The following is a 25,007-nucleotide window of genomic DNA, read 5'->3' as shown; positions in this document are numbered from 1 at the left end:
AACCTTCTCGCCTCAGCGCAGCACCAGAGCGGGATGACCGCGCCGCCGGTACACAGACCCGAAACGGGCGTCGAGCCGCAACCAGGTGGGCAGCACCCGGACCCGGATCATCTCGTCGGCGTCGATCACCTCCGCCGGCTGCGGCAGGAAACCCATTGCGGTCAAAGCGAACACACAGCGCATCGGTAGCCCGACGACGACGTCGCCGGAACTGACCTGGATCACCTCCTGATCCAGCAGCGAGGCCGGCGGACCCTGAGAACTGCCGTATTCCTTGGCCAGCCGTACGCCGGTCGCCGCCAGATCCAGCATCACCCGGGCCGGCACGTCATCGAGGTGGACGAAACCGGACTCCGGGGGCAGCGCACCCCGCCACGCCGAGTCCATCCCATAGCCTGGATCGACATAGCCCGACGTGTCCATCGCTTCCAGTCCGCGCGCCAATCCTGCTGCGCCCACCGAAAAATCGTCGGGCCGCACCCTGCCGGCCACCACCCGGCTGGCCAGCACGTCGAAACCCGTTGCCACCCAAGCCGTCAGCAATCCGGCCGACCGTGCCCGGATACGAATGATCGCCGCGTCGTCGAGCCGCATCGCACGTTCGACGAACGTGGCCAGATCCGCGCGGTGAGCCGGGTCGGTCAGCCACAGGCCGCGCTCGGCTCCGCCCCCGGTTCCCTCCGCTAACGCGCCCCCTATTCGCGAAGCCACCGTTGCAGATACTCCCGATGATGTGGTGACAGGCGGACCAACCGCTGTTCTTCGATATGGAACGCGGCTAGCTGCGAATCGGCAAGGACGGCCGGTTTCGAGTCCGGTTCCGCGTGGACCGACCGTACTTCGTAACCCAGGGTGAAGTCGACCGCGCGCAGCCGCTTCACCCAGATCGTCACTTGCAGCGGCGAATCGGAAAGCCGCAGTTGACCTTTGTAGCTAACCCGGACGTCGGCGATGAGCAGGCCGGTGGTGGTGATGTCAGCGGCGAACGCGTCTTTGAGAAACGGGACCCGCGCCTCTTCCAGGATGGTGACCATGGTGGCGTGGTTGACATGCTGGTACATGTCGATGTCGGACCAGCGCACCGGCACCGGCGCGACGAAACCGACACTCATGCGGACGCCCCGCGCCCGCTGGTGCGGGTCATCCGGCGGATTTGGCGTGCCGCCACCGATAGCGTCGCAAGGTCTTTCGCGCCGCATTCCCGAATTTCATTGAGCGTGCGGCGAGCCCGCTCGACCCGGGATGCGCTGATGTGCTCCCACTCGGCGATCTTCTGCTCCCCGCTTTCGTCGGGTTCGCCGACGGCCAGTACGTCGAAACACAATGCCCGCAGCGAGGCATAGATGTCGTCGCGGATCGCCAACCGGGCCAACGCTTGCCAGCGATCGCTGCGGGGAAGTTCGGACACCGCGGTCAGCAGCCCGTCGGTGCCCAACCGGTCCATCAGGGCGAAGTAGGTGTCAGCGACTTCGGCGGCGTCGATCTCGATGATGTCGGCGATGTCGATGATGTCGAGCAGGCTGTAGCGGTACAGGCCCACGGCGACCCGGTAGGCCAAGTCGTGGGGTGCGCCTTGTTTGGTGAACTCAGCCGCTTCCTTTTCGACGATGGCTTTGTCGTCGCCGCGCAACCACTCCGACATGCGCGGCGTCATGGCCTTGACCTTCGCGGCGAAGCGGTTGATCTCAGCACCGACGGCCAAGGGCTGCGGACGATAGTTGAGCAGCCAGCGTCCGGCCCGGTCGATCAGCCGACGGGTATCCAGCGTCAGCCGGTCCGACAGTGCAACCGGCAAATTCGCCGCGCGGATGCGTCGCCAGAGGTGGTTCACCCCGAAGATGGCGTCGATGGCGACGTAGGTGCGCACCGCGTCGATCGGCGTGACTCCGACATCCTCGGTGAGCCGGAAGGCGTAGCTGATACCGGCGTTGTCCACCAGGTCGTTGATCAGCATCGTGGTGACGATCTCGCGACGCAGCTGGTGCGAGCGGATCTCGGAGGTGAACCGTTCCCGTAACGGCCGCGGAAAGTAATCGGGCAATCGGGACGCGAACACGTCCTGATCGGGCAGCTCGGTGGTCAGCACCTCTTCTTTGAGCGCCAACTTGACGTGGGCCATCAACGTCGCCAACTCGGGCGAGGTGAGCCCGATGCCCGCCTCGGCCCGCCGCGCGATCTCTTTCTCCGACGGCAGCGCCTCCAATTCCCGGTTAAGTCCCCGCTCGGCCACCAAGTGCCTGATCTGGTCGGCGTGCACCGGCAACAGGCTGGCCGCGTTGGCGCGGCTGGTACCCATCAGGTCGTTCTGATCCTCGTTGTCGGTGAGCACCAGCCGAGCCACCTCGTCGGTCATCGACTCCAGCAGCTGTTTGCGTTCGTCGGCTTTGACCTTGCCCGCAGTGACCAGCGAGTCGATCAGGATCTTGATATTGACCTCATGGTCGGAGCAGTCCACGCCGGCGGAGTTGTCCATCGCGTCGGTGTTGATCCGGCCGCCCGACAGATCGAATTCGACGCGTCCCAGCGCCGTCACCCCCAGGTTGCCGCCTTCGCCGATCACCTTGGCCCGCACCTGGTTGGCGTTGACTCGCACCGGGTCATTGGCCCGATCGCCGACATCGGAGTCCGATTCCGACTCGGCCTTGATGTAGGTGCCGATGCCGCCGTTGAACAGCAGGTCGACCGGCGCCTGCAGAATCGCGCGGATCAGGTTGGGCGGGGACATCTCGGTGACGTCGGTGTCGATGCCGAGCGCGGCACGGACCTGCGGGCTGATCGGAATGGCCTTCTGCACGCGGCTGTAGACGCCGCCACCCTCGCTGATCAGCGACCTTTCGTAGTCGTCCCAGCTTGATCGGGGCAGCTTGAACATCCGCCGCCGTTCCGCCCAGGAGGCGGTGGCGTCCGGATCCGGGTCGAGGAAGATGTGCCGGTGATCGAAGGCCGCCACCAGCCTGATGTGCTTGCTGAGCAGCATGCCGTTGCCGAACACGTCGCCGCTCATGTCGCCGACGCCGACGACGGTGAAATCCTCGGTCTGCGTGTCGACCCCGATTTCGCGGAAGTGTCTCTTGACAGCCTCCCAGGTACCCCGGGCGGTGATGCCCATGGCCTTGTGGTCGTAGCCCACCGATCCGCCGGACGCGAACGCGTCGCCCAACCAGAACCCGTAGGACTTGGCGACGTCGTTGGCGATGTCGGAGAACGTGGCGGTGCCTTTGTCGGCGGCCACCACCAGGTAGGCGTCGTCGCCGTCGCGGCGCACCACCTCCGGCGGTGGGCTGACTTTTCCGGTCGCGTGGTCGACGTTGTCGGTGACGTCGAGCAATCCGGAAATGAACAGCTGGTAGCACGCCACACCCTCGGCGCGGGTGGCATCGCGGTCGGCGGCCGCGTCGCCGGTGGGCAGCGGCGGCCGCTTGAGGACGAATCCGCCCTTGGCGCCGACCGGCACGATGACGGCGTTCTTCACCGCCTGCGCCTTGACCAGGCCCAGGATCTCGGTGCGGAAGTCGTCGCGGCGATCCGACCAGCGCAGGCCGCCGCGTGCGACCGGACCGAACCGCAGGTGCACGCCTTCCACCCGCGGCGAGTACACGAAGATTTCGAACTTGGGACGCGGCAGCGGCAGCTCGTCGACCAACTGCGCGTCCAGCTTGACCGCCAGCACATTGCGGCTTCGGGCCGAACCCTCGCGTGTCACAAAGTAATTGGTCCGCAATGTGGCCTGAACCAGCGAGGCGAAGGCACGCAGGATGCGGTCGGTGTCCAGACCCACCACTGCGTCGATGTCGGCGGCGACGGCGGCCGCGGCCGCTTGGGCATCGCGCCGCGAGCCCGCCGGCCTGGGATCGAACATTGCCTCGAACAGAGTCACCAGCGAGCGCGCGGTCCAGGCATGCTCGTTGAGCACCGATTCGATATAGGACTGGCTGTAGGGGAAGCCTGCCTGCCGCAAGTACTTGGCGTAAGCGCGCAACACGACAACTTGCCGCCAGGTCAGCCCTGCGCGCATCACCAGTTCGTTGAACCGGTCGATCTCGATCCTGCCCTGCCAGATGGCGGTGACGGCATCGGCGAACCGTTGCGCGGCCGCGTCCCGCTCGGCGGCGTTGGTGGCCTTCGGGATGGCGCGATGCAGCGAGATCTTGAACTGATAAATCCAGACCGGCAGTCCGTCGGGACGGGTCACGGTGAACGGCCGCTCTTCGAGGACCTCGACACCCATGCACTGCAGCATGGGCAGCAACTCGCTAAGCGATGCGGTGCAGCCGCCCAAGAACCAGGTCAGCTGGCCGTGACCCTGTTCGTCGCTGTCGGAGAACACCAACTTGACCGAGTCGTCGGTCAGCTTGTTGATGATGGCGATGTGGTCGATGGCATCGGCCGGACTGACCGCCTGTTTGTAGGCCTCGGAGAAGGCCGCCGCGTAATGCTCGGCGTCGTTGTGGCTGACGGAGCCGTCTGCCGCGGCGCTGATCAGGCGGTCGGCCCAGGTTCGCGCGGCCTCGCTCAGCAACGCCTGGATCCGCAGGCGGTTGGCCTCGGAGACATCGACCGAGCCCGGGGGCGAATCTTCGGGCAGTCGGACCATGAAATGCATGAGCGCCCAAGGCGATTCACTGACGCGAGCGGTGAATTCCAGTCGCGTCCCGCCGAACTCGCGGACCAGGATGTCCTCGATCTGCAAGCGCACCGCGGTGGTGTAACGGTCCCGGGGCACGTAGACCAGGCAGGAGACGAAGAATTGCAGCCGATCCACCCGCAGGAACAACAAAGCGCGTCGCTGTGATCCAAGATCCACCACGGCTTTGGCCATCTCCAACAGCCGCTCGGCGCTCAGGGTGAAAAGCTCGGGGCGCGGGACGGTCTGGATGACATCGAGCAACAGCTGACCCGGGTGGCTGGGGTCGCTGCCGGCCAACTCGAGCGCCTCCCGAACCCGGCGCGAAATCGCCGGGATTTCCAGGACATCGGCGTTCATGGCGGCGACCGTGAAGAGCCCGACGAAGCGATGTTCGATTACGCTGCCATTCCCGACGTACTCGCGCACCGCGATGGCATACGGGTAAGCGCCGTAACGCAGGTAGCTGCCGACACGTGCCTGGGCCAAGACCAGCATTTTGGTTTCGTCGGTCAGCCGGGGCCGGATGCCTGCCCGCGCCCGCAGGACGCCGAGGCCGCTGGACCCGTCGCCGATGACCATCCCGTCGTCGACCCGGCAGGGCTGGTAGCCCAGCAGCAGAAAGTTGCCATTGCCCAGCCAGCGCAGCAACGCCGCGACCTCCTGACGGTCAGGCGCTGCATAGTGGCCTTCGGGATCAGTGTCAACTGCCGCGGCCAATTCGCTCAGGGTGGCGATCATCGCCGCCGCATCCGTCGCGACCCGCTGGACGTCGGCCAAGACCCTCGGTAACAGCCGTTCGACTTCGGTCAGGGCGTTGCGGTCCACCGAGGGCGCGAGCTGAACGAAAATCCAGGCCTCGCCGGTATACGGTGACGTGCCGGCCGCTTTGGGTTCGATGCGCAACAGCTCACCGGCGGGGCTGCGGCGCACATCGAACACCGGCGTCATGATGGCGGTGTAGTCCACCCCGAGCCGGTGCAGCAGCACCGTCACCGAATCCATCAGCATGCTGCCGTGCTCGGCGACCACCTGCAGCGCCGGCCCGAACCCCGCCGGATCGTCCGCGTGGTACACCGCGACACAACTCTCACCGGCCGCGCGGTGCTGACCGAGCCGATAGTGCGCACCCAACATGCGCGGCGTCAGCAGCGAGCCGGGGGTCTGCGACTCGTCGTCCGATTGGCCGCGGTAGCTATCCAGATAGGCCTGCGAGATCCAGTCAGGGACGTCAGCCGGCCGGGTGAACGTTGTCCACGCCCCGACATCCTGCTTAACTTCGGGATCGCTCGTCATACCGACTGCTCCCAACTCGCCACCGATACCGCGCGCTGTTCGATTGGCCCCACTCCTCAACAGCCGTACCGGCCGCATCGTCGTGGGGCCGGCAGACCTGACACTAGTCGCGCGTCAGCCTCCGATGGGTAACTCGGTGTGGACGCGCAGCTTCGACACCGAGCCGTTCCACCTTGTTTTCCTCGTAGGCGCCGAAGTTTCCCTCAAACCAGAACCACTTGGCCTCGTTGTCGGCATCACCTTCCCACGCCAGGATGTGCGTGCAGGTGCGGTCGAGGAACCAGCGATCGTGCGAGATCACCACAGCACAGCCGGGGAAGTTCACCAGGGCGTTCTCCAAAGAGCTCAGGGTCTCGACGTCGAGGTCATTGGTCGGCTCATCCAACAGGATCAGGTTGCCGCCCTGCTTGAGGGTCAGCGCAAGATTGAGCCGGTTGCGTTCGCCACCCGAAAGCACCCCGGCCGGCTTCTGCTGATCCGGGCCCTTGAACCCGAACGCCGACACATAGGCTCGCGACGGAATCTCGTTTTGACCGACCTCTATGTAATCCAGGCCGTCGGACACGACCTCCCACACGGTCTTCTTCGGATCGATGCCGGCCCGGGCCTGGTCGACGTAGCTCAGCTTGACGGTTTCGCCGATCTTGACAGTGCCGCTGTCCGGTTCTTCGAGCCCGACGATGGTCTTGAACAGGGTGGTCTTGCCGACGCCGTTGGGACCGATGACGCCGACGATGCCGTTGCGCGGCAAAGTGAAGGACAGGTCCTTGATCAGCGTGCGTCCGCCATAGCCCTTGTCGAGATGATCGACCTCGACGACCACGCTGCCCAGTCGCGGTCCCACCGGGATCTGAATCTCTTCGAAGTCGAGCTTGCGGGTTTTCTCCGCCTCGGCGGCCATCTCCTCGTAGCGCTGCAGGCGCGCCTTGCTCTTGGCCTGGCGCGCCTTGGCGCCGGAGCGGACCCAGGCCAGCTCGTCTTGCAGACGCTTTTGCAGTTTGGCGTCCTTGCGGCCCTGCACCGCGATCCGCTCGGCCTTCTTCTCGAGGTAGGTCGAGTAGTTGCCTTCGTAGGGGTAGGCACGGCCCCGATCCAGTTCCAGGATCCATTGGGCGACGTTGTCCAGGAAGTAGCGGTCGTGAGTGACGGCCAAAATAGCGCCGGGATAGACGGCGAGATGCTGTTCGAGCCACTGCACGCTTTCTGCGTCCAGGTGGTTGGTGGGCTCGTCGAGCAACAACAAGTCGGGCTTTGACAGCAATAGCTTGCACAACGCGACGCGGCGCCGTTCACCTCCGGACAGGTTGGTCACCGGCTCGTCGGGTGGCGGGCAGCGCAGGGCGTCCATGGCCTGCTCCAGTTGCGAATCCAGGTCCCACGCGTCGGCGTGGTCCAATACCTCCTGGAGTCGGCCCATCTCCTCCATCAACTCGTCGGAGTAGTCGGTAGCCATCAATTCGGCGACCTCGTTGAATCGATCGAGCTTGACCTTGATGTCCCCCAAGCCCTCTTCAACGTTGCCCCGAACTGTCTTCTCGTCATTCAGCGGCGGCTCCTGTTGCAGGATGCCGACGGTGGCCCCGGTAGCCAGGAAAGCGTCACCATTGTTCGGCTTGTCCAGACCGGCCATGATCCGCAAGACGCTCGACTTACCGGCCCCGTTCGGGCCGACCACACCGATCTTGGCGCCGGGGTAGAAACTCAACGTGACGTCGTCGAGGACCACCTTGTCGCCGTGCGCCTTGCGGACCTTTTTCATCGTGTAGATGAACTCAGCCATGCCGCGGTATTGCCTTTCTGGTCTTGCCGGGTTATCCGGGTTATCCCGCCGACCATCCTAGGCACCGCCTACCGGCATCAAGCCGACAGCGGTAGCGCGGTGTGGTCGGCGGCGTTCTCGGCGGCAGCCGCGTCCGGGACGGGATCAACCCGGGCCGCGAGGTAGTCGTCGCTCACGACGATCCCGGACTGCCCTGTCATTCCGGCTGCCGGAGCGTTCTCGGAACTCGGGCCAGTGTAGCTGGGCTTCTCGATCCGCACGAAAACCCGCGAGAGGTCTGGCCCGACCGACGTCGCCCGCATCTCCAACGAGGACCGGCGATTGCCGTCGCGATCCTCGTACTCGCTGGTGTACACGTGGCCCACCACGATCACCGGCGCGCCCTTGCCCAGCGCCGCGCCTACGCCGCTGACCAGCCTGCCCCAGCAGTTGACGGTGATGAACAGCGAGTTGCCCGGCTCCCAACCGCCGTCGCTGGTCCGTCGGCGTGAATTGCTGGCTACCCGGAACTTGACGACATCTTGGTCGCCAACCTTCCGGCGCTGAGGGTCGTTGACGATGTGACCGACGACGGTCAGCTGCGTTTCAAACATGTGACTCCACATTCCTTTCCCATTCGTGCGAGGTGGTGCTCGTGCTGATGCCCATTGAGCCCCGGGTCACCGACAAGTCAGTGACAAACGGGCCCCCGGGGGGCCCCGGGCGAGGTAGGCCAGTGGAAAAGGTCGGGACTGGGGATAACTGGGGATAACAGCCCCGCTATCGCCATGGCCCGACTGCCCACCAGTCACCCGCTCGCCACCGGCCCCGCAATGAGTCGTGCCCGACGATTAGCGGTAATTCCGTTGTGCACGTTGACTTGTCGCTGTTTGCCGGGCAAGACGCGTACCGGAGCCAATCACAAACAGTGGGACAGCTGCGACCCGAGTTAGCTCACGATTCGCAGCACCCGGGTCGCTGCAGTCCGTTGATCGCGGATTCGCTTGCTGATGCGCCGAATATTGTGCACTGAACCGAGAGCCAGAACACGCCGTTGGGCCTTCCAGGTGGCCCGGGGCGCTGTGCTGGTTGGGCCTTCCGGTCCATATCGCTGTATAGCCACGTCCGCAACACTGGCCTCTGTCGGAGGCAGAGGCTCGGCGTACCCACCTGCGCGACAACCTCATTCACGGCACGGCCGGCCCTAAAACTGTCGCGCAGAGCGGTCGTGGGGCTGCGGCCCCGGTGTGGGGAGATGGAAATCGCGTGCTGATGCGGTTGCCTCGGCGGCTGAAGGCGCCGACTGTGCGCTGGCGGCGCCGACTGTGCCGTCAGGGCGGCCGATCGTGGGCATTCCCGCCCTGCATACACAGTCAAAGCCGTCACTGCACACTCGATGCGGCGGCATGACCGCCGATTCGGTGAGCACGTAAAACATCCCCCGAACGCCTGCCATCACAAGCGGTTTGAGCGAAGGTGCGGTATCGGCGTGCCGAAAAGAGCCAAGGTGTGCCGAAAACAGAGCCGGGCATCCAAGGCTGCGCAAGAAGACATCGTTGACCAGCCGCATTCGTGGTCACCATGAATTTCCGAGTGAGCCGGGGCACATCGCGAGTCGACCGACGCAGGGACACATGTGACAGTTGCGACCAATGCGACGTGGCCCCCACGGTATGCACTGATTTGAGCCAAGCGGGACGAACTGGTGCGACTGCCGCGACGCGGGACTGCGCCCGCGGATTCAGTGCCGGGCCCGGCGCCGCCGTCCCGCCAGCTACTGGGCGGTGCTCGACGACTTCTCTTCGGCGTGTCCCCGACGCGCTTGGAACTCGCGGGCGATGAACTTGTTGCGCGCAACCTTCTCGACGTAGTCGAAGTCGCGCAGAATATTTCGCAGTTCGCGCCGGAAAGCGATCCGGCGTTCCAGCAGGTCCGGAGCCGGCGCGATCAAGTTCTGGTCGGCGGCAACCTGGCGCGCAGTGGCGAACAGCAGCGTCGACACCGGCTCGCTGCTGCGCACCCGTGACTGGGCCACGTACTGACGGCCGACTCCGAGCGCCAACTCCGTCAGTTCCTTCTGCCCGATATCGGGAGGAGCGTCACGCAACACGTCGGCGACAATCTCATACGCTTCGAAGAACACCCGCAACATCGCATCCGACATCAATGGCCGCTTGGCATAAAGGATCGCGTCGATCCCGTCGGCGCCTGCTGCGACTTGGCGCTCCCAATCTTGGTGCCAGGCCATCTCTTCGGCGATGTTGGCGCGAAACGCTGCCGAGTCGGCGAAGTAGAAGTCAAATTTCAGCAGATCGCGCAACCGCATCGCCTGGACCCAGAAAGCGGCCATGCGGTCACCGTCGGTATGCCGGGCATGGGCGAGTGCCAATTCGACGATCGAAGTCTCCAAGAAAGCATGGATCACCGAGTTCCGATAGAACGCCGCCGCGAGTTCATCGTCGGGCGCTATGTACCACACCGGTTCCCGGCCGCTGTCCACCCGGGTGACCGGGTGTCCGTTGGACAATGCATCGACCGCTGCGCGCACTCCTTCGCGCGAACGCAACCGCAGCGTACTTGTCGACATCGGGGTCTGCTTGCGCTCCAAGTAGTCAAGTGAATCCTGCAGGGTGTGGTGCAGCTGATCGAGCGTCAGCGCGGTCCCGCGGGTAGTAAGCAGCAACGCAGACACCAACCCGGTCGCGGTCACCGGCGTCGACTGCAATATCCGCCACGCCACCTCAAACGTCATCTTCTGCAGCGCAAGCCGTTTCGCGGCCGGATCATGAGCTAGCGTCCCCTTCGGTTCGCCGAGATACTGTCGCATCGAAACCGCTTCGGGGAAACGGACATAGATCTTGCCGTAGTTGCGCTCCCCCTGCGCCTTGATAAACCGGTAGAGCCAGCTGAAACCCTCAGGGGTCTTCTCGGCACCGCGCGCGTAGGCAGCGTATTCGGCGATCTCGTGCAACTGGTCGAAGCAGATCGACACCCCTTGCAGCAAAATGTCTTCACTGCGGCCGTCAAGGTAGGCGTCGGCCACATAGCTCATCAGTCCCAGCTTGGGCGGCAACATCTTTCCGGTGCGAGACCGCGTACCTTCAATAGACCAACTCAGGTTGAAGCGCTTCTCGACGACGTAGCCGACGTACTCCTTGAGCACATACTTGTACAACGGATCGTCGCCGATGTTACGCCGGATGAAGATCATCCCCGAACGGCGCATCAGGGGACCCATCACGCCGAAGGAGAGGTTGATGCCGCCGAACATGTGCACCGGCGGTAACCTGTTGTCCTGCATGGCCACCGGTATCACCGCACCGTCGATATATGACCGATGGGAGAACAGCAAGACCGCCGGATGCGATTCCAGCGCCGTGCGCATGGCCGCGACTTGGTATTCGTCGTAGTCGAATTCGGGATCGAACCCGCGGCTGATCAGCTTGCCGAGGACGGAAATCAGGTCTACCGACACCTGGCTCCAACCGGTGGCCAGTTCATCGAGAATTCTCCCGGCCTCTTCGACCGTGGCACCGGGTATTTGCTTCAGCCCGGCACGAAACCGCGCTGACGCCAACATCTCTGGCTTCATCAGCCGGGGAGACTTGTATTGCGGTCCGAGGATCCGGTATTCGGCACGTGCCAACGCCAGGATTGCCCTTCGGGTGACGAACTGGGCGAAATCGCGCTTGTTCTCGCCGACGGTGGTATCGCGCCACTGCTGGCGCAATTCGGTGACCGTCGCGGCCTCCCCGGCCACCACCCTGGCCCGCCGCGGGTCGGAGCGCAGAATGCGGCGCTGCTGACGCGGGTTGGGGTGATAGGGATCCCGGCCGGGAAGCAGCCCTGCCACCTTGGCCACTCTGCTGCGATCCGGTGGCGGCAGCCAGAACACCCGCACCGGCACAATCGACCGGTCCTCGAGACATTCGGAGTCAGCTTCGGGCCCGCACCCGAGCTGCTCGGCAAGTGCGGTCAGCGCAGCCGGTGAAGCATTGCGGGGCGGCAGCCTCAGAACGTCGAATTTCGCCTCGGGATTACGGGTCCGCTGTTCATCCAGCCAACGCATGATCAACTGCATTTCCACCGGTGACTCCATCGAAGCCAGCACCAGCGTGTCTTCAGCAGTGAGGACTGCGCTGGCGTCGGCGACCGGTTTGGTCACGGCAGTCCTTTGGGCCCAGAGTTCGGCGATTCGGGCGTATCGGCTTGGTCGGTGCTCGGCGGTTGAACCTCACCATCGGTGACGGCGACTTTCGACTCGCGGGGATTCACCTTGACCGATGTCGTCTTCGCGGCCTTCTTGGCAGCGCTCTTGGCCGGAGCCTTCCTGGCTGGTTGCTTCTTCGCCGCGCTTCTGGCCGGGGCCTTCTTGGCCGGTTGCTTCTTCGCGGCCTGTGCTTTCTTCGCCGCTTTTTGCTCTGCGAACAAGTCCACTTCGGGCAGCTCGTCGACCGGCCAGTTCTTCAGGGTGTCCAGATACAGCTGGCGCACCTCGGCAATGCGGTCCGGGAGTGTGTCGAGAGACCAGCCGTCGACCGGGATCGGCGGAAATACCGCGACATCGACCGTGCCCGGATTGATCGTCGTGGAGTTTCGGGAGGCGACGATCTCGGCATTGCGAATCACGATGGGCACGATGGGGATCCCAACCGCCATCGCGATCCGGAAGGGCCCCTTCTTGAAGGGCCCGACTTCGGTGGTGTCCAACCGGGTGCCCTCGGGGGCGATCACGATTGACAACCCCTTTCTGGCGCGATCCTCGACGGTGTGCAGCGTCTCCACCGCGGCCGCCGAGTCGTCGCGGTCGACGAACACTCCGTCCAGTAGCTTGCCGAGGGTGCCCATGATCGGGTCGTTCTGCAGTTCCTTCTTGCCCACGCCAACCCAGTTGTCGCGCACCAGCGCTCCGGCGATAACCGGGTCAACCTGGTTGCGGTGATTGAAGATAAAGACCGCTGGACGCTGCGCGGTCAGGTTTTCCTTCCCGATCACATTCAGGTGTACACCACTGGTGGCGAGCAACAACTGGGAGAAGTTGGAGGTGAAGAAGTTCACCCCACGCCGCCGGCTACCGGTCAGCACACCGAGACCCACCGCCCCGGCCGCGACCGGGAACATCGTGCTGAAACCGGCGAGTGTTCGCAACTGCCGTCGCAGACCCACACCGCCGCGGCTGTTGAACTTCAGAATCGGCCAGCCGCGGCGTTTGGCGACGGCGGCCATCTTGCCTTCGGGGTTGGTCGGCCGCGGATTGCCGACCAGGTACATCAGGGCGACGTCTTCGTCCCCGTCGGCGTAGAAGTAGCTGTCCTTGAGGTCGATGCCGCGCTCGGCCGCAAAACGCTGTACCGCTGCGGCTTTGCCGGGCCCCCACAAGATCGGCCGCACCACATCGCCGGTGAGTAAGCCATCTTCATTGACCTGGAACTTATTGGTGAGCATATTGGTGATGCCCAGGAAGCGGGCCACCGGTTCGACCTGGATGGTCAGCGCCGACGAGCTGAGCACCACCGTATGCCCACGAGCCATATGGGCCCGAACCAGTTCGCGCATTTCCGGATAGATCCGGGGCTCTATCCGCTGGTGAAACAGCCGCTCGCCGATCTCCTCCAAATCGCTCAACTGCCGTCCCCGCAGCGCCGAAGACGCCTTGATGATGAGATCCTCGAACTCGATGCGTCCCAGCGTATGGTTCAGACCGGCCTGGACCATGCTGAGCAGCTCACCGACACCCATATCGCGGCGCCGCAGCCGCTCTTGGGTGAGGATGACGGCGGTAAAGCCCGCGACCAACGTCCCGTCGAGATCGAAAAACGCGCCGACCTTCGGCCCGGGAGCGCTGGCCATGATCTCGGCCACCGACCCGGGCAACCTCAGGTCGCCGCCCGGCTTGCCGGTCTTGCGCTGTTCGTCTTGCTCTTGTGAGGTGCTCATGAGCCCGACACCGAACGAGACGCCATACCGGCCGGGGCGGCGAAGGAAGCCGGGATCGCGCGCGGTGCCGGCTCACCGGCCAGCGCCAGGATCTCGTCGAAAGCCTCGAGCAGGCACTGGGCAAACAACTCATCGTTTCGCACCGATGCCCGATCGTAGCGCGCAGTGATGGTGCACCACCCGCCTCGCGATATCAGCACCACCATCATGGCCACACCCGGTAGCGGGCCGATACCGTACTGCCGCAATATCTTTGCGCCGGCGACGAAGGTGTCGCCGGGGTAGACCGGGACATTGCTGGCTTGCACGTCCGAGCCCACTACCGAACCGGTAATCCCTTCGAGGACGGCTGTGGGCAGGATACTCAGCACCGGTGCGATGGAACCGACGATGTTCATCGCGGGCTCGTCGCGGCGCTGCGTCATCTGGGCCCGGATCTTCTTCATCCGGGTCACCGGATCGATGGTGCCGACCGGGGCCGCCAAGTTGACTCCGGTGAACTGATTGCCGCCGGCCGCAGCGCCTTCGGCCCGCAGGTTCACCGGCACCGCCATCGGCAAGGTGCTGATCGGCAGGCCGTGGGCCTCGTGGTAACGCCGCAGCGCGCCGCACAGACCCGCGAGGTAGGCGTCGTTGATCGACCCGCCACCCGCCTTGGCGGCCCGGTGCAGTTCGGAGAGCCGGATGTCGATCGCCTCGGTGCGGGTGGTCAGGCTACGCCGCCGCAGCAGCGGCGAGGGCTCGGCGGCGCGGTTCAACACCCGAACGCCCGACATCGCGTAGCTCACGATTCCTGACACCGTGGAGACGGGATCCAGAACCGCTCGCCCGGCCACCGACACCGCCCCGGACAGCGCGCCCAGAAGGCCGCCGACAATGGCCATGGGCATATGGTTGATGCCCTCGCGCATCAAGTCGTTAGGCGAAAGATCCTGCGGAATGGGTTGTGGTGGCGTCGGCCTCGGTGGTGGTTCCCGCTCCAAGTCGTAGATTTGGGCGAACATCTCGACACCGCCGACACCGTCGGTGACGGCGTGGCTGACATGTAGAAGCATCGCGGCCTTGCCATCGGCCAAGCCTTCGACCAGTGTGGCTGTCCACAGCGGCCGTGAAATGTCCAGCGGCGACTGCAGAATCACCTCGGCGAGATCGAATACTTGGCGCAGCGTGCCGGGTTCGGCGACGCGCACCCGGCGCACATGGAAGTCGAGGTTGAAGTCGGGATCGACCACCCAACGCGGCGACGCGGTCGGCAGCGTCGGAACGACGACCTTTTGCCGCAACCGCAACACGCGTCGGGAGGCATTTTCGAAGCGGGTCCGGAAACGGTCCCAGTCCGGCGTGGTGTCGAGTAGTTCCAGCGCCATGATCCCCGAACGGGTGCGCGGATTGGCCTCGCCCCGATGCAACAAATAGTCAACCGGTCCGAGCTCGTCGGACAATGCAGCGGTCTCGACGGGCTCAGCCATGATCACGACCCAACCAGGACCGGATAACTCGACGCGCCAACCCTGTCACCGCCATCAAGCCTCCTGCGTCGAACCGTCAACCGAAATGCAGACACAACGCTAGTCCGGTTGCAGCGGCGGTGAAAGTGAGGATCCACACGTACGCGCGGGTGCCCGGAGAGCCGCTGTGACCAGAGCTCCGGCGGCGCGCGAGTTCGGCTTACGTCCGGTGAGTTCAGCTGGCTGGAGTCGCCTGCAGGGCCAACGTACTCAGCAACGAGCTGGCCCGCCGACCGTACACAACCCCGAGGAAATCAGCGACGGCGTTGGCCGCCAGCCGGGATCGGACCGTCGGGGTGATGTCGAAAGCGTGATGGGCATTGGCGAGCTCGGCGTAGGCCACCGTGGCAGCTCCCGCCCCGCGCAATGCCGCGCAGAAGGCCCGTGCTTGCGCGCACGGCGCCAGTGGATCTTTGTCGCCGTGCAGGACGAAGAAGGGCGGCGCGTCCCGGTGCACATAAGAAATCGGCGAAGCCTCCCTGAATCGCTGGGGGTCGTCGGCATAGCGGGTCTTCATCACGAAATGCTCGAGGAACGGCCGCATCATCTCGTGAGAGTTGTCGAAGTCGGTGAAGTCGTACACGCCGTAGTATGGCGCGACCGCCTGAACTGTCGTGTCGGCGTTTTCAAACCCGGGCTGAAACATCGGATCGTTGGGAGTGAGCGCCGCCAGGGAAGCCAGGTGCGCGCCGGCTGACCCGCCGGTGAGGGCGATGAAGTCGGAGTCGCCACCGTAGTCACCGATGTTCTCCCGGACCCAGGCGATCGCCCTTTTGACGTCGATAACGTGTGCGGGGAAACTGCAACGCGGGCTTTTGCTGTAGTTGATCGACACACAGATCCAACCCAGTTCCACCATCCGGCTCATCAACGTGTACGCCTGCGGACGTTTGCCGTTGACCGCCCACGCACCCCCGGGAACCTGGATCAGCACCGGCGCACGGCGCCCCGGCGCCAGATCGGGACGCCGCCAGATGTCGAGCAGATGCGCCTGACCACCGGGTCCGTACGAAATATCGGAGGTCTGGGCCGCGTAGCGGCGGCGAGGCCCCGACGGCAGCAGGCTGCCCCGCCTGGTGAACGCGGAAGGATCCCTGCTCGGGTGCGACACCCTGTCACGGAAGTCCGGACCAAAAGACTCCTCGAGAGCCGCGGTGAGCGCCAGGTCCGCTCGCTGCGCCGCCCAGGCGGTGCCGAATCGGCCGATCGCCCGGGGCGACACCCGAGACAGCGCATGTCCGGTCAATACGTGCAGGGGAAACTCTGTGGACACCCAACCCGCGACCCAACCGAGCGCGAACGGCGAACCCCGAAGCAGCACGGCAGCGGACCGGATGGTGTCTTTGGCGTCAGCCGCGAGCTGCGCTCCCTGCCGCAGCGCCTCGGCACCAGCACGTGAGCACCGCGAAGTCACACTGGCCATGCACATAAAGCCCACCCCTCGACGTCAGGCACACGCGTCGTTGCGGTTAACGGCCGCTTACCGGCCGGTGTTGTACGTGTGTCGAGGCTCACACCATAACCGATTTTCGGCATAGCGGAAGGCTTTTCAGGTTCCTCGTGTCGCCGGGACTGATCTTGAATCCCGGTTTGGATAGACTGACCTGCGCATTGCCTCCGTAGCTCAGGTGGATAGAGCAAGGGCCTTCTAATCCCTAGGTCGCACGTTCGAGTCGTGCCGGGGGCACTAGGAGTGACCTTTGTTGTTCTTGTGTCAGGCGTGACTTGAGTTGGCGGTCGGCTCGACGCCATCGTGCACCTCCGGTGATTTCGTTTGCTGTCGACTCCGCCTCAGACCAACGGTGCCGGTGCGCCAGGCAGCTGAGTGTTTGCTGGCCTGACCGCTCAGATGTTTGCTAGCCCGATACGGACAACCAGGTCGCCATCTGGCCAAGCGCCGCCGTCCGGCGTCCACCAGCGGTCGCAAAGCGCCCCGACTACTCACGCCGCCGACCCAGAGAACTCGGAAGCGATCGTTTCGGCCGCATTCACAATGACCAATAGTTCGACACCGGCGCCGAGCACGAACAGCCCGGTGCTGGCCGCTAACGGGTAGCCAACCGCGTTAACCAACCCGAAAGAGTCACCCGCGACGAATTGCTCAATCCCGTCCAAGAAAAGGTTGAGATTATACGACGGGAGCGTGATCGCCAGGGCGCTCGTCATATCGGCCGTGGCACGAAGCGTGGCGTAGCCCGTAGCGGCCACCCTGCCGAGGGTGTCGGCAAAATAGATATTCGCCGCATACAATTCGGCGAGATCGATATACGTCCGGAAGCCGCCGGACGTCCCGGCATGCGTAGCCCACGTATCAAACGCCATCGGCAAATTGAATGCCATCGCATCGGTCGGGGCCGACAGGGAAAGGCTTGGCAAACCTGTTGACATCAGCTCGGGCGTGGCATCGGCAATACCCTGATGTGTCCCGGCAACGAGCAAGTCGAGCACGGTCAGCGGGCTGACGTCGGGAAACAACCCGAACGGAGTCGGCACGTTCGCCGGCGTGGTCGAATAGCCATAACGCGGGTCCCCGTAACCCAGGTTCACCAGCGTGGTCAAGTTTGGCTGGAGGAGGTCAGCCAGCGGATTGCCGATGAGCGGGATTGATCGCAGCGGGTACAACAGCGGCAGATCCGGAGTTTGAACCAGGTAGTAGGTGGTCATCGTCGCGCCGTCGGTCGGCAGTTGGATCGCCCCGCTGAGCTGCTCAGGGGTGAGACTCGGGATGGTGCCGTGCAGATAGTAAATACCGGCTAAGGCGTTCAGATCTGCCAGCAAATTCAGTGGGTACCGCGGAAAATCAGCAATTCCGTCGTATTCCACGGTGTAAACAGTGGTCGGATAGAGATCGGCCGGGGTTGCATCGCCAAATGTCAGACCAATGCTCGGCACGAATAGGCCACTGAAGCGCGAAAAGAGGCCGCCGTTGGGATTGTTGGGATTGCCGAACAGCACAAAAGACAGCTGATCTGGAGTGGGCGCGTTCGGCCCCAGGGCGGCCAAGGCCTGCATTTCCAACGACGATATGGTGGCACTCTGCGAGTACCCGAATACGGTGACGTGGTTTCCGGCGGCGATCTGCTGAGTAATCGCCTCGTGCAGGATCGCGACGCCACGAGCCACCGACGTGTCAAACATCAGGTCCATGACACCGGTGTAGGGATATAGCGCTGCCGGGGTGGCGAGGCCCTGCGGCACCGCCCACGGAGCGTGCGGCTTGATGAAGGCCTGATAAACGCTGTCGAGATAACTTTGACCAGGGATCGGGGTCCCACTTCCGCCCATAATCAGCGCTGTGTCTTGCGCCAGAGCGGCCGCCACCTGGGGCATCGACGTTGCCGCACTGCCGCCGATGGCCGCCAGGCCGGAGCCGCCGGCAATCAGCGAGCGCCCGAACGCCTGGGTGGACGCGTTCGCTCCGCTGACTAGATCTTGCAGCGACGACGCAATGGCGGCCTCAGCACATGCGTAGGCCCGAGCACCCGCAGTCAGGGTTTCCACGAATTCATCAAGAAACGTCGCGGCTTGAGCGGCCACGGCTTGATAGCTTCGAGCGTGCGCGCTCAGCAACTCGGCGATCGCCGTCGATACCTCGTCAGCCGCTGGGGCTAGCACCCCTGTGGTCGCGGCAGCCGCGGCGCCATTGGCCGTATCGACGCTTAACCCAAGAGCCGTTAAATCCGTTGCCGCGGAGGCCATCAGCACTGGCGTCGTGGTCACGATGGACATGCTTTTCCTCCGACTACCCGCGTACTCGAGGCCTCGCCGCGGAAACCCGCTCGCACCCGCTGATCGACTCCATCGCCCATCGCGGGCGCTCAAGAGCTTGACGCGCTGCTAATCCAAAGGGCGAATCGACCGTGACGGACATTTCGTCACCAACGGTGCCTGCCACCGCTTCGGCAACGATTCGTCAATCATGAAATGCGCTGGTCGCGCGAGGAGATAGGTAATCGCTGCCGACGAGGCCCGCCTCCCGGCGCCAAGCCGGCGACGATCCGACGGTGAGCGAGGTCTGCTACGCCAGCCAGCCCGGCGGCGGTGAGCTCCGATTTTGCTATAGGTCCATCAGGGCGGTTTCGGGCGATTCAATCAGATCACGCAGTTCGCAGCGGAACTGAGCTACTTGGGCAGCGCAAGGGCGTCCGATGTCCCCCTGTCAGCGGACGTACCGCCCCCCATCCGGGGGGGTTTGATTTTCCCCCATTCGGGGGATGGTTGCGCCGCGGTCAAGCCGCTCATCATGGACGCACATTACCATTCATTTGTATTGTCGACAGGTCCTATGTATCGGCTGGGTTAGGCCCTGGCCACGCGGCACCCAGCGTTGTCCGGCAAGCACACATAGCGACACACTTGCGGCCGGGTGACCGCGGTCCCACCGAAAGGTTGCGAGCACATGTTTCTAGACGACCATCTAGACGATCACAGCCACAAGACCGGCGCCCGAGCCGTCGCAACTCACTTCGACCCGACCTTGATCGCCAGCCGACCGCCCACATCGCGGCGCCGCAGATACACGTCCGGGGTGGCATTGGCAGCACTGGCACTCAGGTGCACTGAATCGCCCTGGCGAACGCCACAGCACACCTTGAGAACGCCACCGCACACCTTGAGAAGAACAGCGACCCATTGGCGGGGTATGTCATGTGCCGGTTAGATCCCTGTCCTCACCGGAGGGTGTTGGTGAGCGGCATGCCTTCGGAAAGCATGGCGGCTGTGTTGTTGAGCATGCCGCCAGAGCCTTGGGCCGCTGCCGGCGCCGCGGTGGCAATTCGGGTGGCGCCCCAACGCGCCGAAGGCTTGGCGCGCTCGGCGGTTAATGTGAGTCAGACCCGAGCAAGCGACCCTGACGGTGATGAGTGGGCACTGGCCGGGTACGGGGTTCATGGCGGTTTGTCATGACCGCGCCGATCTGGTTGGCGTCGCCACCGGAGGTACATTCGGCGTTGCTGAGCGCCGGTCCAGGTCCGAGTTCGCTGTTGGCGGCTGCTGGCGGGTGGTCGTCGCTGAGTGCTGCGTATGCTTCGGTGGCCGAAGAGCTCTCGACGGTGTTGGGCGCCGTGCACGCAGAGGCGTGGCAGGGGCCGAGCGCCGAGATATGCGTGGGCGCCTATGCGCCGTATGCGGCGTGGTTGATGCAGGCCAGTACCGATAGCGCCACCGCTGCCGCTGCGCACGAGTCTGCGGCTGGCGCCCACGCTACGGCGTTGGCCGCGATGCCGACATTGGGCGAATTGGCTGCCAACCACGCGGCCCATGCTGTGCTGGTCACGACGAATTTCTTCGGCATCAACACCATCCCGATCGCGCTTAACGAGGCCGATTACGTTCGGATGTGGATCCAAGCCGCCACCACGATGAGTGTCTATGAGGGATTCAGTACCGCAGCGCTGACCTCGACGCCACACACCCCGCCAGCACCAGTGATCATCAAATTCCGCACCGGCGAGGCCAGCGACATCGCGGCAATCGGCCAGGCCATCGGCTATGACCCGTTTCCACTATGGACTTTGCTGTGGGGGTTGGTGGAAACGATGTTGATAGAGATTATCGGTGTGCCATTTTTCACGCTCTTTGTGATTGCGGTGATAATTCTATCGCCGTTATGGCTATTTGCGGCCGCCTTAGCGGAATTGCTTGGCTATTCGGCTTTTGCCGCAAACATTTTACAGTATTTGAGTTACACGTGGTTTGCAATCGGTATCATGGCCCTCGGCTTCATGATGATTCCCTTTGTGCTGGGTTACGACATCGCAAACGCGGTGATCTACTGGATCACCCACCTAAGCGCTGGGATCGTTTCGACGCTGGCGAGTCCGTTGGCGGCAGGGGCGACAGTGTGGGCTGCAGGTGCCACTACGAACGCGAGCACCGTGTCGGGTGCCATTCTCACGCCTGTGACGGGCGCGGCCGTCGGTGGCGTGGCGCCGTCGGCGGTCGCGTCAGCGACGTTGCCGGAAGCGCGTGTGGTCTCGGTGTTGGGAGATTCTCCGGGACCGCTGCCGGCGGCTTCTGAGCGAGGTGTCGGCACGTTGGGTTTTGCCGGAACCGTCTCCAAGGGGGTCGTTACGCAGGCTGCTGGCTTGGCAACGGTTGGAGGTGGCGGGTTGGGTGAGCCGCCGCAAGTGCCGATGTTGCCGGCGTGTTGGAATCCGAATGTGGTTTGCTGAGCCAATTTGGGTTCGATCATGAAATAACGCGCACCCCGACTTGTCGTTACAGGTCCAACAAAGCAGTTGCTGGCGACTCGATCAGGTCACGTAGTTCGCACAGGAAGCGGGCCACCTGGGCGCCGTCCGCCACACGGTGGTCGAAAACACATGTCAACGTCATCGTCGGTCGGGCGACGATCTCGTTGTCGACGACCACCGGCCGCGCCTTGATGGCTCCCATCCCCAGGATGGCCGATTCGGGATGGTTGATCACCGGCACACCGTCGTCGACGCCCAACGAGCCGAAGTTCGACACGGTAAACGTCGAACCACCCAACTCGGCTGGGCTGAGCGTGCCTTCGCGCGCACCGCTGATCAATTCAGCCGTGCGGCAGGCAAGTTCGCGGGTAGTCAGTTGCTGCGCGTCGTTGATGACCGGGACCAGCAGTCCCCGATCGGTGGCCACGGCAAATCCCAAATGCACACGACGGTAGACATTCACCTGCGGGCCGGCAGCCGAGTCGACCCACCTCGAATTGAGAATCATGTGATGGGTCAAGGCGATAACGACAAACCGCAATGACAGCACAAATGGCGTGACCTCTCCCCCGCGGCCACCGGGAAGCGTCTCAGACAGCCGCAGCAAACCGCTGCAGTCAACCTGCACGCTGGCTAGTGCGCCGGGGATTTCCTTGTGAGACAAAATCATCCGCTCAGCCATCCGGGCCTGCACACCACGCACCGGTCGTACGTCCGCATCAAGCCCAGACACTTGAGCTGCGGCAAGCACCTCCGCGCGAGTGATCACCCCGCTGTCCCCGGGCCCACGCTGCAGTGCGGCCAGATCGACCCCCGAGTCCTTGGCCAGCTTGCGTGCCGACGGCACTGCGCGCGGCCGCGGCGCCCGTGTGGCTCGTCTGCTGCTGTCGAAATCCGCGTCGGCCCCATACCCCACCAGCATCGGCGCACCGGCCTCGCCATCGCCAACCGACGCCGCCGCCATTGCCCGGTCGGGCGTGGTGTCGATGCGCACCAGCATCGCGCCCACCACGAGGACATCGCCTTCGGCGCCACCGATCTCGACGATCCGCCCAGCGTAGGGGCTGGGAATCTCTACCTGCGCCTTGGCGGTCTCTACCGAACACAGCGTCTGGTTGAGCTCCACATCATCGCCCACCGAGACGTTCCAGCACGTCACCGTGACTTCGTCGAGTCCCTCTCCGAGGTCGGGAACCAGGAAGTCCCTGATGCGCTGCGGTTGCGGGTTCACGGCTGCCCCAACACCCGCTCCGCGCAGTCCAGCAAGCGATCCGGGCCGGGAAGCCACGCCTTCTCCAGACGTGCCGGCGGGTACGGCGTGTCGAAGCCGCAGGCGCGCAGCACCGGTGCCTCCAAGTCGTAGAACAACTCTTCCTGGATACGAGCGGCCAGCTCCGCACCATAGCCCACATTTCGCGGCCCTTCGTGCATCACCACACACCGCCCAGTACGACGGACTGATTCCGCGATCGTGTGGAAGTCCAACGGAACCAACGAACGCAGATCAACAATCTCCAGGCTCCAACCCCGTTGGCGCTCGGCAAGATCCGCGGCAGCCAACGCGGTACCCACCAAGCCACCGTAGGTCAACACGCTGACATCGCCACCGGCCCGCCGCACGACAGCCCGCCCGATCGGAGCCCCCGGCCGGCTGGTATCGACGACCCCGCGAGCCCAATACCGGCGCTTCGGCTCCAGGTACATCACCGGGTCCGGGCACGCGATGGCATGCCGCAACAACCAGTAGGCATCCGACGGCTCCGAGGGAACCACCACCTTCAAGCCCGCCGTGTGCGCCCAGTAAGTTTCGGTGGATTCCGAATGATGTTCGGCCGCACCGATACCGCCGAACGACGGAATCCGGACCGTGACCGCCATGTCCACCTGACCGCGGGTGCGGAAGCGATACTTCGCCAGATGGCTGACCACCTGGTCGAACGCCGGGTAGGTGAAGCCGTCGAACTGAATCTCGGGCACCGGCACAAACCCACGCAACGCCAACCCCACGGCGATCCCGATCACCGCGGACTCCGCCAGTGGCGTGTCGAAACAACGGGATTCGCCGAATGCTTCAGCCAGTCCCTCGGTCACCCGGAACACCCCACCCTGGGTCGCGACGTCCTCACCGAAGACCAGGACCCGCTCGTCGGCAACCATCGCATCATGCAGGGCGCGGTTGATCGCTTGCACCATGGTCATCGGCTGCGGCTCCACCCCCAGCGGTTCAGCCAACTGCGGCAGCTTTTCCGCCGAGGCGGTGGGGCGATCGGCAATCTGAGTCATGGACGCCTCCTAGTCGGTCCGCGCCAATTCGGCGCGCAACTGCCGGCGCTGCGCTTCCAACTCCGGCGTGATGTCGGCGTACACCGCGGTAAAGAGTTCGTCGACGTCGATATCGGGCGCGTCAAACACGGCATCGCGCAGTTCGGCCCGCTGCCCCGCCGACCGGGCGGCGACCCGGTCCTCCAGACTCTGCGACCACAGTCCCCGGCCCTGCAGATAGCGCCGGAAACGCGGAATCGGGTCCAGACTCAGCCACCTATCCACCTCCTGCTGGTCGCGATAGCGCGTTGGGTCGTCGGCAGTGGTATGTGGACCCAGGCGATAGGTAACCGCCTCAATCAGGGTGGGACCGTCACCGGCTCGGGCCCGCGCCGCGGCCTCGGCCATCACCGCGTAGCACGCCAGCACATCGTTGCCGTCTACCCGGATGCCCGCCATGCCATACCCGATTGCCTTGTGGGCGATGGAAACAGCGGCCGTCTGCTTTCGGACTGGCGTCGATATCGCCCACTGGTTGTTCTGCACGTAGAACAGGCACGGCACCCGGAATACGCCCGCGAGATTCAGCGCCTCGTGGACGTCGCCCTCGCTGGTGGCGCCGTCGCCCAGGAAGGCAACAGTCACCGAGTCCTCTCCTAGGCGTTGGGCGGCCATCGCGGCGCCGACGGCATGCAACGTCTGGGTGCCGACCGGAACGGACATCGGGGCGCAACATTTCGTTGTGAATTCCAGCCCGCCATGCCAGCTTCCACGCCACGCAGCACCCACGTGTCCGGGCGGGATGCCGCGCACCAGGTACACGCCTAACTCGCGGTATTGCGGAAACAGCCAGTCCGTCGCGCGCAGGCATGCAGCCGCACCCACCTGCGCGGCCTCCTGGCCGCGGCAGGGCGTGTACAGCGCCAATTCGCCCTGGCGCTGCAGGTTGACGAACTCGTTGTCCAGCTCCCGCGTGACCACCATCATTTCGTAGAGCCAGCACAGTGTTTCCGCGGACAGCTCACGGCTGTAACGCTCTTCTGTAGTCGGTGTGCCGTCCCGGCCGACGAGTTGCACCGGCTCGAGGTCGACCGTCATCGATGCCCGACAATCCCCAGCCATACCGCCTCCTCAGCTCAGGTCACGCCGTAGTGAAGATGCCTCCGGGCAGGCCACATCTTCGCGTCGGCGCGCGTGGTGCGGCGGGTCAGTAGCAAAGCTGAGCCAGCAGCTGCTTGCGAGCCATAGTCAGCCACTGGCTCAACATTCGGCTCAGATCGCCGCAACACTGGCGCTTCTCCCATTATGCTCCCGAATCCGATGACACCGGGCTGATCGGCTGCGCCGGTGCAGACGTGTCGGGAGCACCCCAATTGGTCAGACGAGGCGGCCGCGCGGCCCGACGGCCGTGCCCCGGGACCGCTGAC

14 protein-coding genes, 1 tRNA gene and 1 pseudogene are annotated in these 25,007 nt (G+C 64.4%); 2 read left to right on the top strand and 14 right to left on the bottom strand.

Annotated features, from left to right (window positions below):
- Window positions 1–12 precede the first annotated feature (12 nt).
- The 9 genes from AWC07_RS19770 to lipQ form a co-directional block, all read right to left on the bottom strand.
- Window positions 13–699 (bottom strand): DUF8010 domain-containing protein, encoded by a 687-nt coding sequence (locus tag AWC07_RS19770; RefSeq protein ID WP_051508226.1) that lies wholly within the window; start codon window positions 697–699, stop codon window positions 13–15.
- The gene (locus AWC07_RS19765) at window positions 696–1,112 is read right to left on the bottom strand and encodes an acyl-CoA thioesterase (RefSeq protein ID WP_036418309.1); all 417 of its coding nucleotides are present in this window, start codon (window positions 1,110–1,112) and stop codon (window positions 696–698) included. Before AWC07_RS19765 ends, AWC07_RS19770 begins: the two co-directional genes overlap by 4 nt.
- Window positions 1,109–5,920 carry an NAD-glutamate dehydrogenase gene (locus tag AWC07_RS19760; RefSeq protein WP_036418312.1) on the bottom strand — a complete coding sequence of 1,604 codons (4,812 nt, stop codon included), beginning with the start codon at window positions 5,918–5,920 and terminating at the stop codon, window positions 1,109–1,111. Before AWC07_RS19760 ends, AWC07_RS19765 begins: the two co-directional genes overlap by 4 nt.
- 103 nt (window positions 5,921–6,023) lie before the next feature.
- A complete protein-coding gene (gene ettA, locus AWC07_RS19755; RefSeq protein ID WP_036418315.1) occupies window positions 6,024–7,700 on the bottom strand; it encodes an energy-dependent translational throttle protein EttA in 1,677 nt (558 codons plus the stop codon).
- Between the two features lie 77 nt (window positions 7,701–7,777).
- Entirely contained in the window at window positions 7,778–8,305 is a 528-nt protein-coding gene (locus AWC07_RS19750; protein WP_306316101.1) for a single-stranded DNA-binding protein, read from the bottom strand.
- A 1,148-nt stretch (window positions 8,306–9,453) separates the two neighbouring features.
- Window positions 9,454–11,844 carry a glycerol-3-phosphate 1-O-acyltransferase gene (locus AWC07_RS19745; protein WP_036418317.1) on the bottom strand — a complete coding sequence of 797 codons (2,391 nt, stop codon included), beginning with the start codon at window positions 11,842–11,844 and terminating at the stop codon, window positions 9,454–9,456.
- The gene (locus tag AWC07_RS19740; RefSeq protein WP_036418319.1) at window positions 11,841–13,616 is read right to left on the bottom strand and encodes an HAD-IB family hydrolase/lysophospholipid acyltransferase family protein; all 1,776 of its coding nucleotides are present in this window, start codon (window positions 13,614–13,616) and stop codon (window positions 11,841–11,843) included. The genes AWC07_RS19745 and AWC07_RS19740 overlap by 4 nt, the downstream gene beginning before the upstream one ends.
- Window positions 13,613–15,085, bottom strand: coding sequence for a WS/DGAT/MGAT family O-acyltransferase (locus AWC07_RS19735; protein ID WP_036418353.1), 1,473 nt, complete (start codon window positions 15,083–15,085; stop codon window positions 13,613–13,615). Before AWC07_RS19735 ends, AWC07_RS19740 begins: the two co-directional genes overlap by 4 nt.
- A 214-nt stretch (window positions 15,086–15,299) precedes the next feature.
- Window positions 15,300–16,553 (bottom strand): esterase LipQ, encoded by a 1,254-nt coding sequence (gene lipQ, locus AWC07_RS19730; RefSeq protein ID WP_036418320.1) that lies wholly within the window; start codon window positions 16,551–16,553, stop codon window positions 15,300–15,302.
- 184 nt (window positions 16,554–16,737) lie between these two features.
- Between lipQ and AWC07_RS19725 the strand changes: the two genes are divergently transcribed.
- Window positions 16,738–16,811, top strand: a tRNA-Arg gene (locus AWC07_RS19725).
- Window positions 16,812–17,065: 254 nt separating this feature from the next.
- On the opposite strand, the gene AWC07_RS19720 is transcribed toward AWC07_RS19725, so the two are convergent.
- Both AWC07_RS19720 and AWC07_RS29880 read right to left on the bottom strand, forming a co-directional pair.
- Window positions 17,066–18,853 (bottom strand): PE family protein, encoded by a 1,788-nt coding sequence (locus AWC07_RS19720; protein ID WP_036418321.1) that lies wholly within the window; start codon window positions 18,851–18,853, stop codon window positions 17,066–17,068.
- Window positions 18,854–19,181: 328 nt separating this feature from the next.
- Window positions 19,182–19,256 (bottom strand): annotated as a pseudogene (locus tag AWC07_RS29880) (hypothetical protein); the annotation flags it as partial.
- Window positions 19,257–20,025: 769 nt separating this feature from the next.
- On the opposite strand from AWC07_RS29880, the gene AWC07_RS19715 reads away from it, so the two are divergent.
- Window positions 20,026–21,297, top strand: a complete 1,272-nt coding sequence (locus AWC07_RS19715; RefSeq protein WP_036418323.1) for a PPE family protein — start codon at window positions 20,026–20,028, stop codon at window positions 21,295–21,297.
- A 46-nt stretch (window positions 21,298–21,343) separates the two neighbouring features.
- Here the strand turns inward: AWC07_RS19715 and AWC07_RS19710 are convergent, their stop codons facing one another.
- The 3 genes from AWC07_RS19710 to pdhA are packed head-to-tail and all read right to left on the bottom strand — an operon-like array spanning window position 21,344 to window position 24,702.
- Entirely contained in the window at window positions 21,344–22,549 is a 1,206-nt protein-coding gene (locus tag AWC07_RS19710) for a dihydrolipoamide acetyltransferase family protein (RefSeq protein ID WP_036418324.1), read from the bottom strand.
- Entirely contained in the window at window positions 22,546–23,601 is a 1,056-nt protein-coding gene (gene bkdB, locus AWC07_RS19705; RefSeq protein ID WP_036418325.1) for a 3-methyl-2-oxobutanoate dehydrogenase subunit beta, read from the bottom strand. The genes AWC07_RS19710 and bkdB overlap by 4 nt, the downstream gene beginning before the upstream one ends.
- Before the next feature lie 9 nt (window positions 23,602–23,610).
- Window positions 23,611–24,702: a pyruvate dehydrogenase (acetyl-transferring) E1 component subunit alpha gene (gene pdhA, locus AWC07_RS19700; protein WP_036418328.1), complete on the bottom strand. Its 1,092-nt coding sequence runs from the start codon at window positions 24,700–24,702 to the stop codon at window positions 23,611–23,613.
- Window positions 24,703–25,007: the final 305 nt, after the last annotated feature.

It is taken from the genome of Mycobacterium gastri (assembly GCF_002102175.1).
Classification (GTDB): Bacteria; Actinomycetota; Actinomycetes; order Mycobacteriales; family Mycobacteriaceae; genus Mycobacterium; species Mycobacterium gastri.
Note: the sequence above shows the minus strand (reverse complement) of the source record. Positions and strands in the feature narration are given on the sequence as shown.

Bases quoted from the DNA above. Each gene is read 5' to 3' on its own strand.
- pdhA (WP_036418328.1), bottom strand. From the start codon at position 24,702: ATGGCTGGGGATTGTCGGGCATCGATGACGGTCGACCTCGAGCCGGTG.
- AWC07_RS19750 (WP_306316101.1), bottom strand. From the start codon at position 8,305: ATGTGGAGTCACATGTTTGAAACGCAGCTGACCGTCGTCGGTCACATC.
- lipQ (WP_036418320.1), bottom strand. From the start codon at position 16,553: ATGTGCATGGCCAGTGTGACTTCGCGGTGCTCACGTGCTGGTGCCGAG.
- ettA (WP_036418315.1), bottom strand. From the start codon at position 7,700: ATGGCTGAGTTCATCTACACGATGAAAAAGGTCCGCAAGGCGCACGGC.
- AWC07_RS19735 (WP_036418353.1), bottom strand. From the start codon at position 15,085: ATGGCTGAGCCCGTCGAGACCGCTGCATTGTCCGACGAGCTCGGACCG.
- AWC07_RS19715 (WP_036418323.1), top strand. From the start codon at position 20,026: ATGACCGCGCCGATCTGGTTGGCGTCGCCACCGGAGGTACATTCGGCG.
- AWC07_RS19720 (WP_036418321.1), bottom strand. From the start codon at position 18,853: ATGTCCATCGTGACCACGACGCCAGTGCTGATGGCCTCCGCGGCAACG.
- bkdB (WP_036418325.1), bottom strand. From the start codon at position 23,601: ATGACTCAGATTGCCGATCGCCCCACCGCCTCGGCGGAAAAGCTGCCG.
- AWC07_RS19740 (WP_036418319.1), bottom strand. From the start codon at position 13,616: ATGAGCACCTCACAAGAGCAAGACGAACAGCGCAAGACCGGCAAGCCG.
- AWC07_RS19765 (WP_036418309.1), bottom strand. From the start codon at position 1,112: ATGAGTGTCGGTTTCGTCGCGCCGGTGCCGGTGCGCTGGTCCGACATC.
- AWC07_RS19760 (WP_036418312.1), bottom strand. From the start codon at position 5,920: ATGACGAGCGATCCCGAAGTTAAGCAGGATGTCGGGGCGTGGACAACG.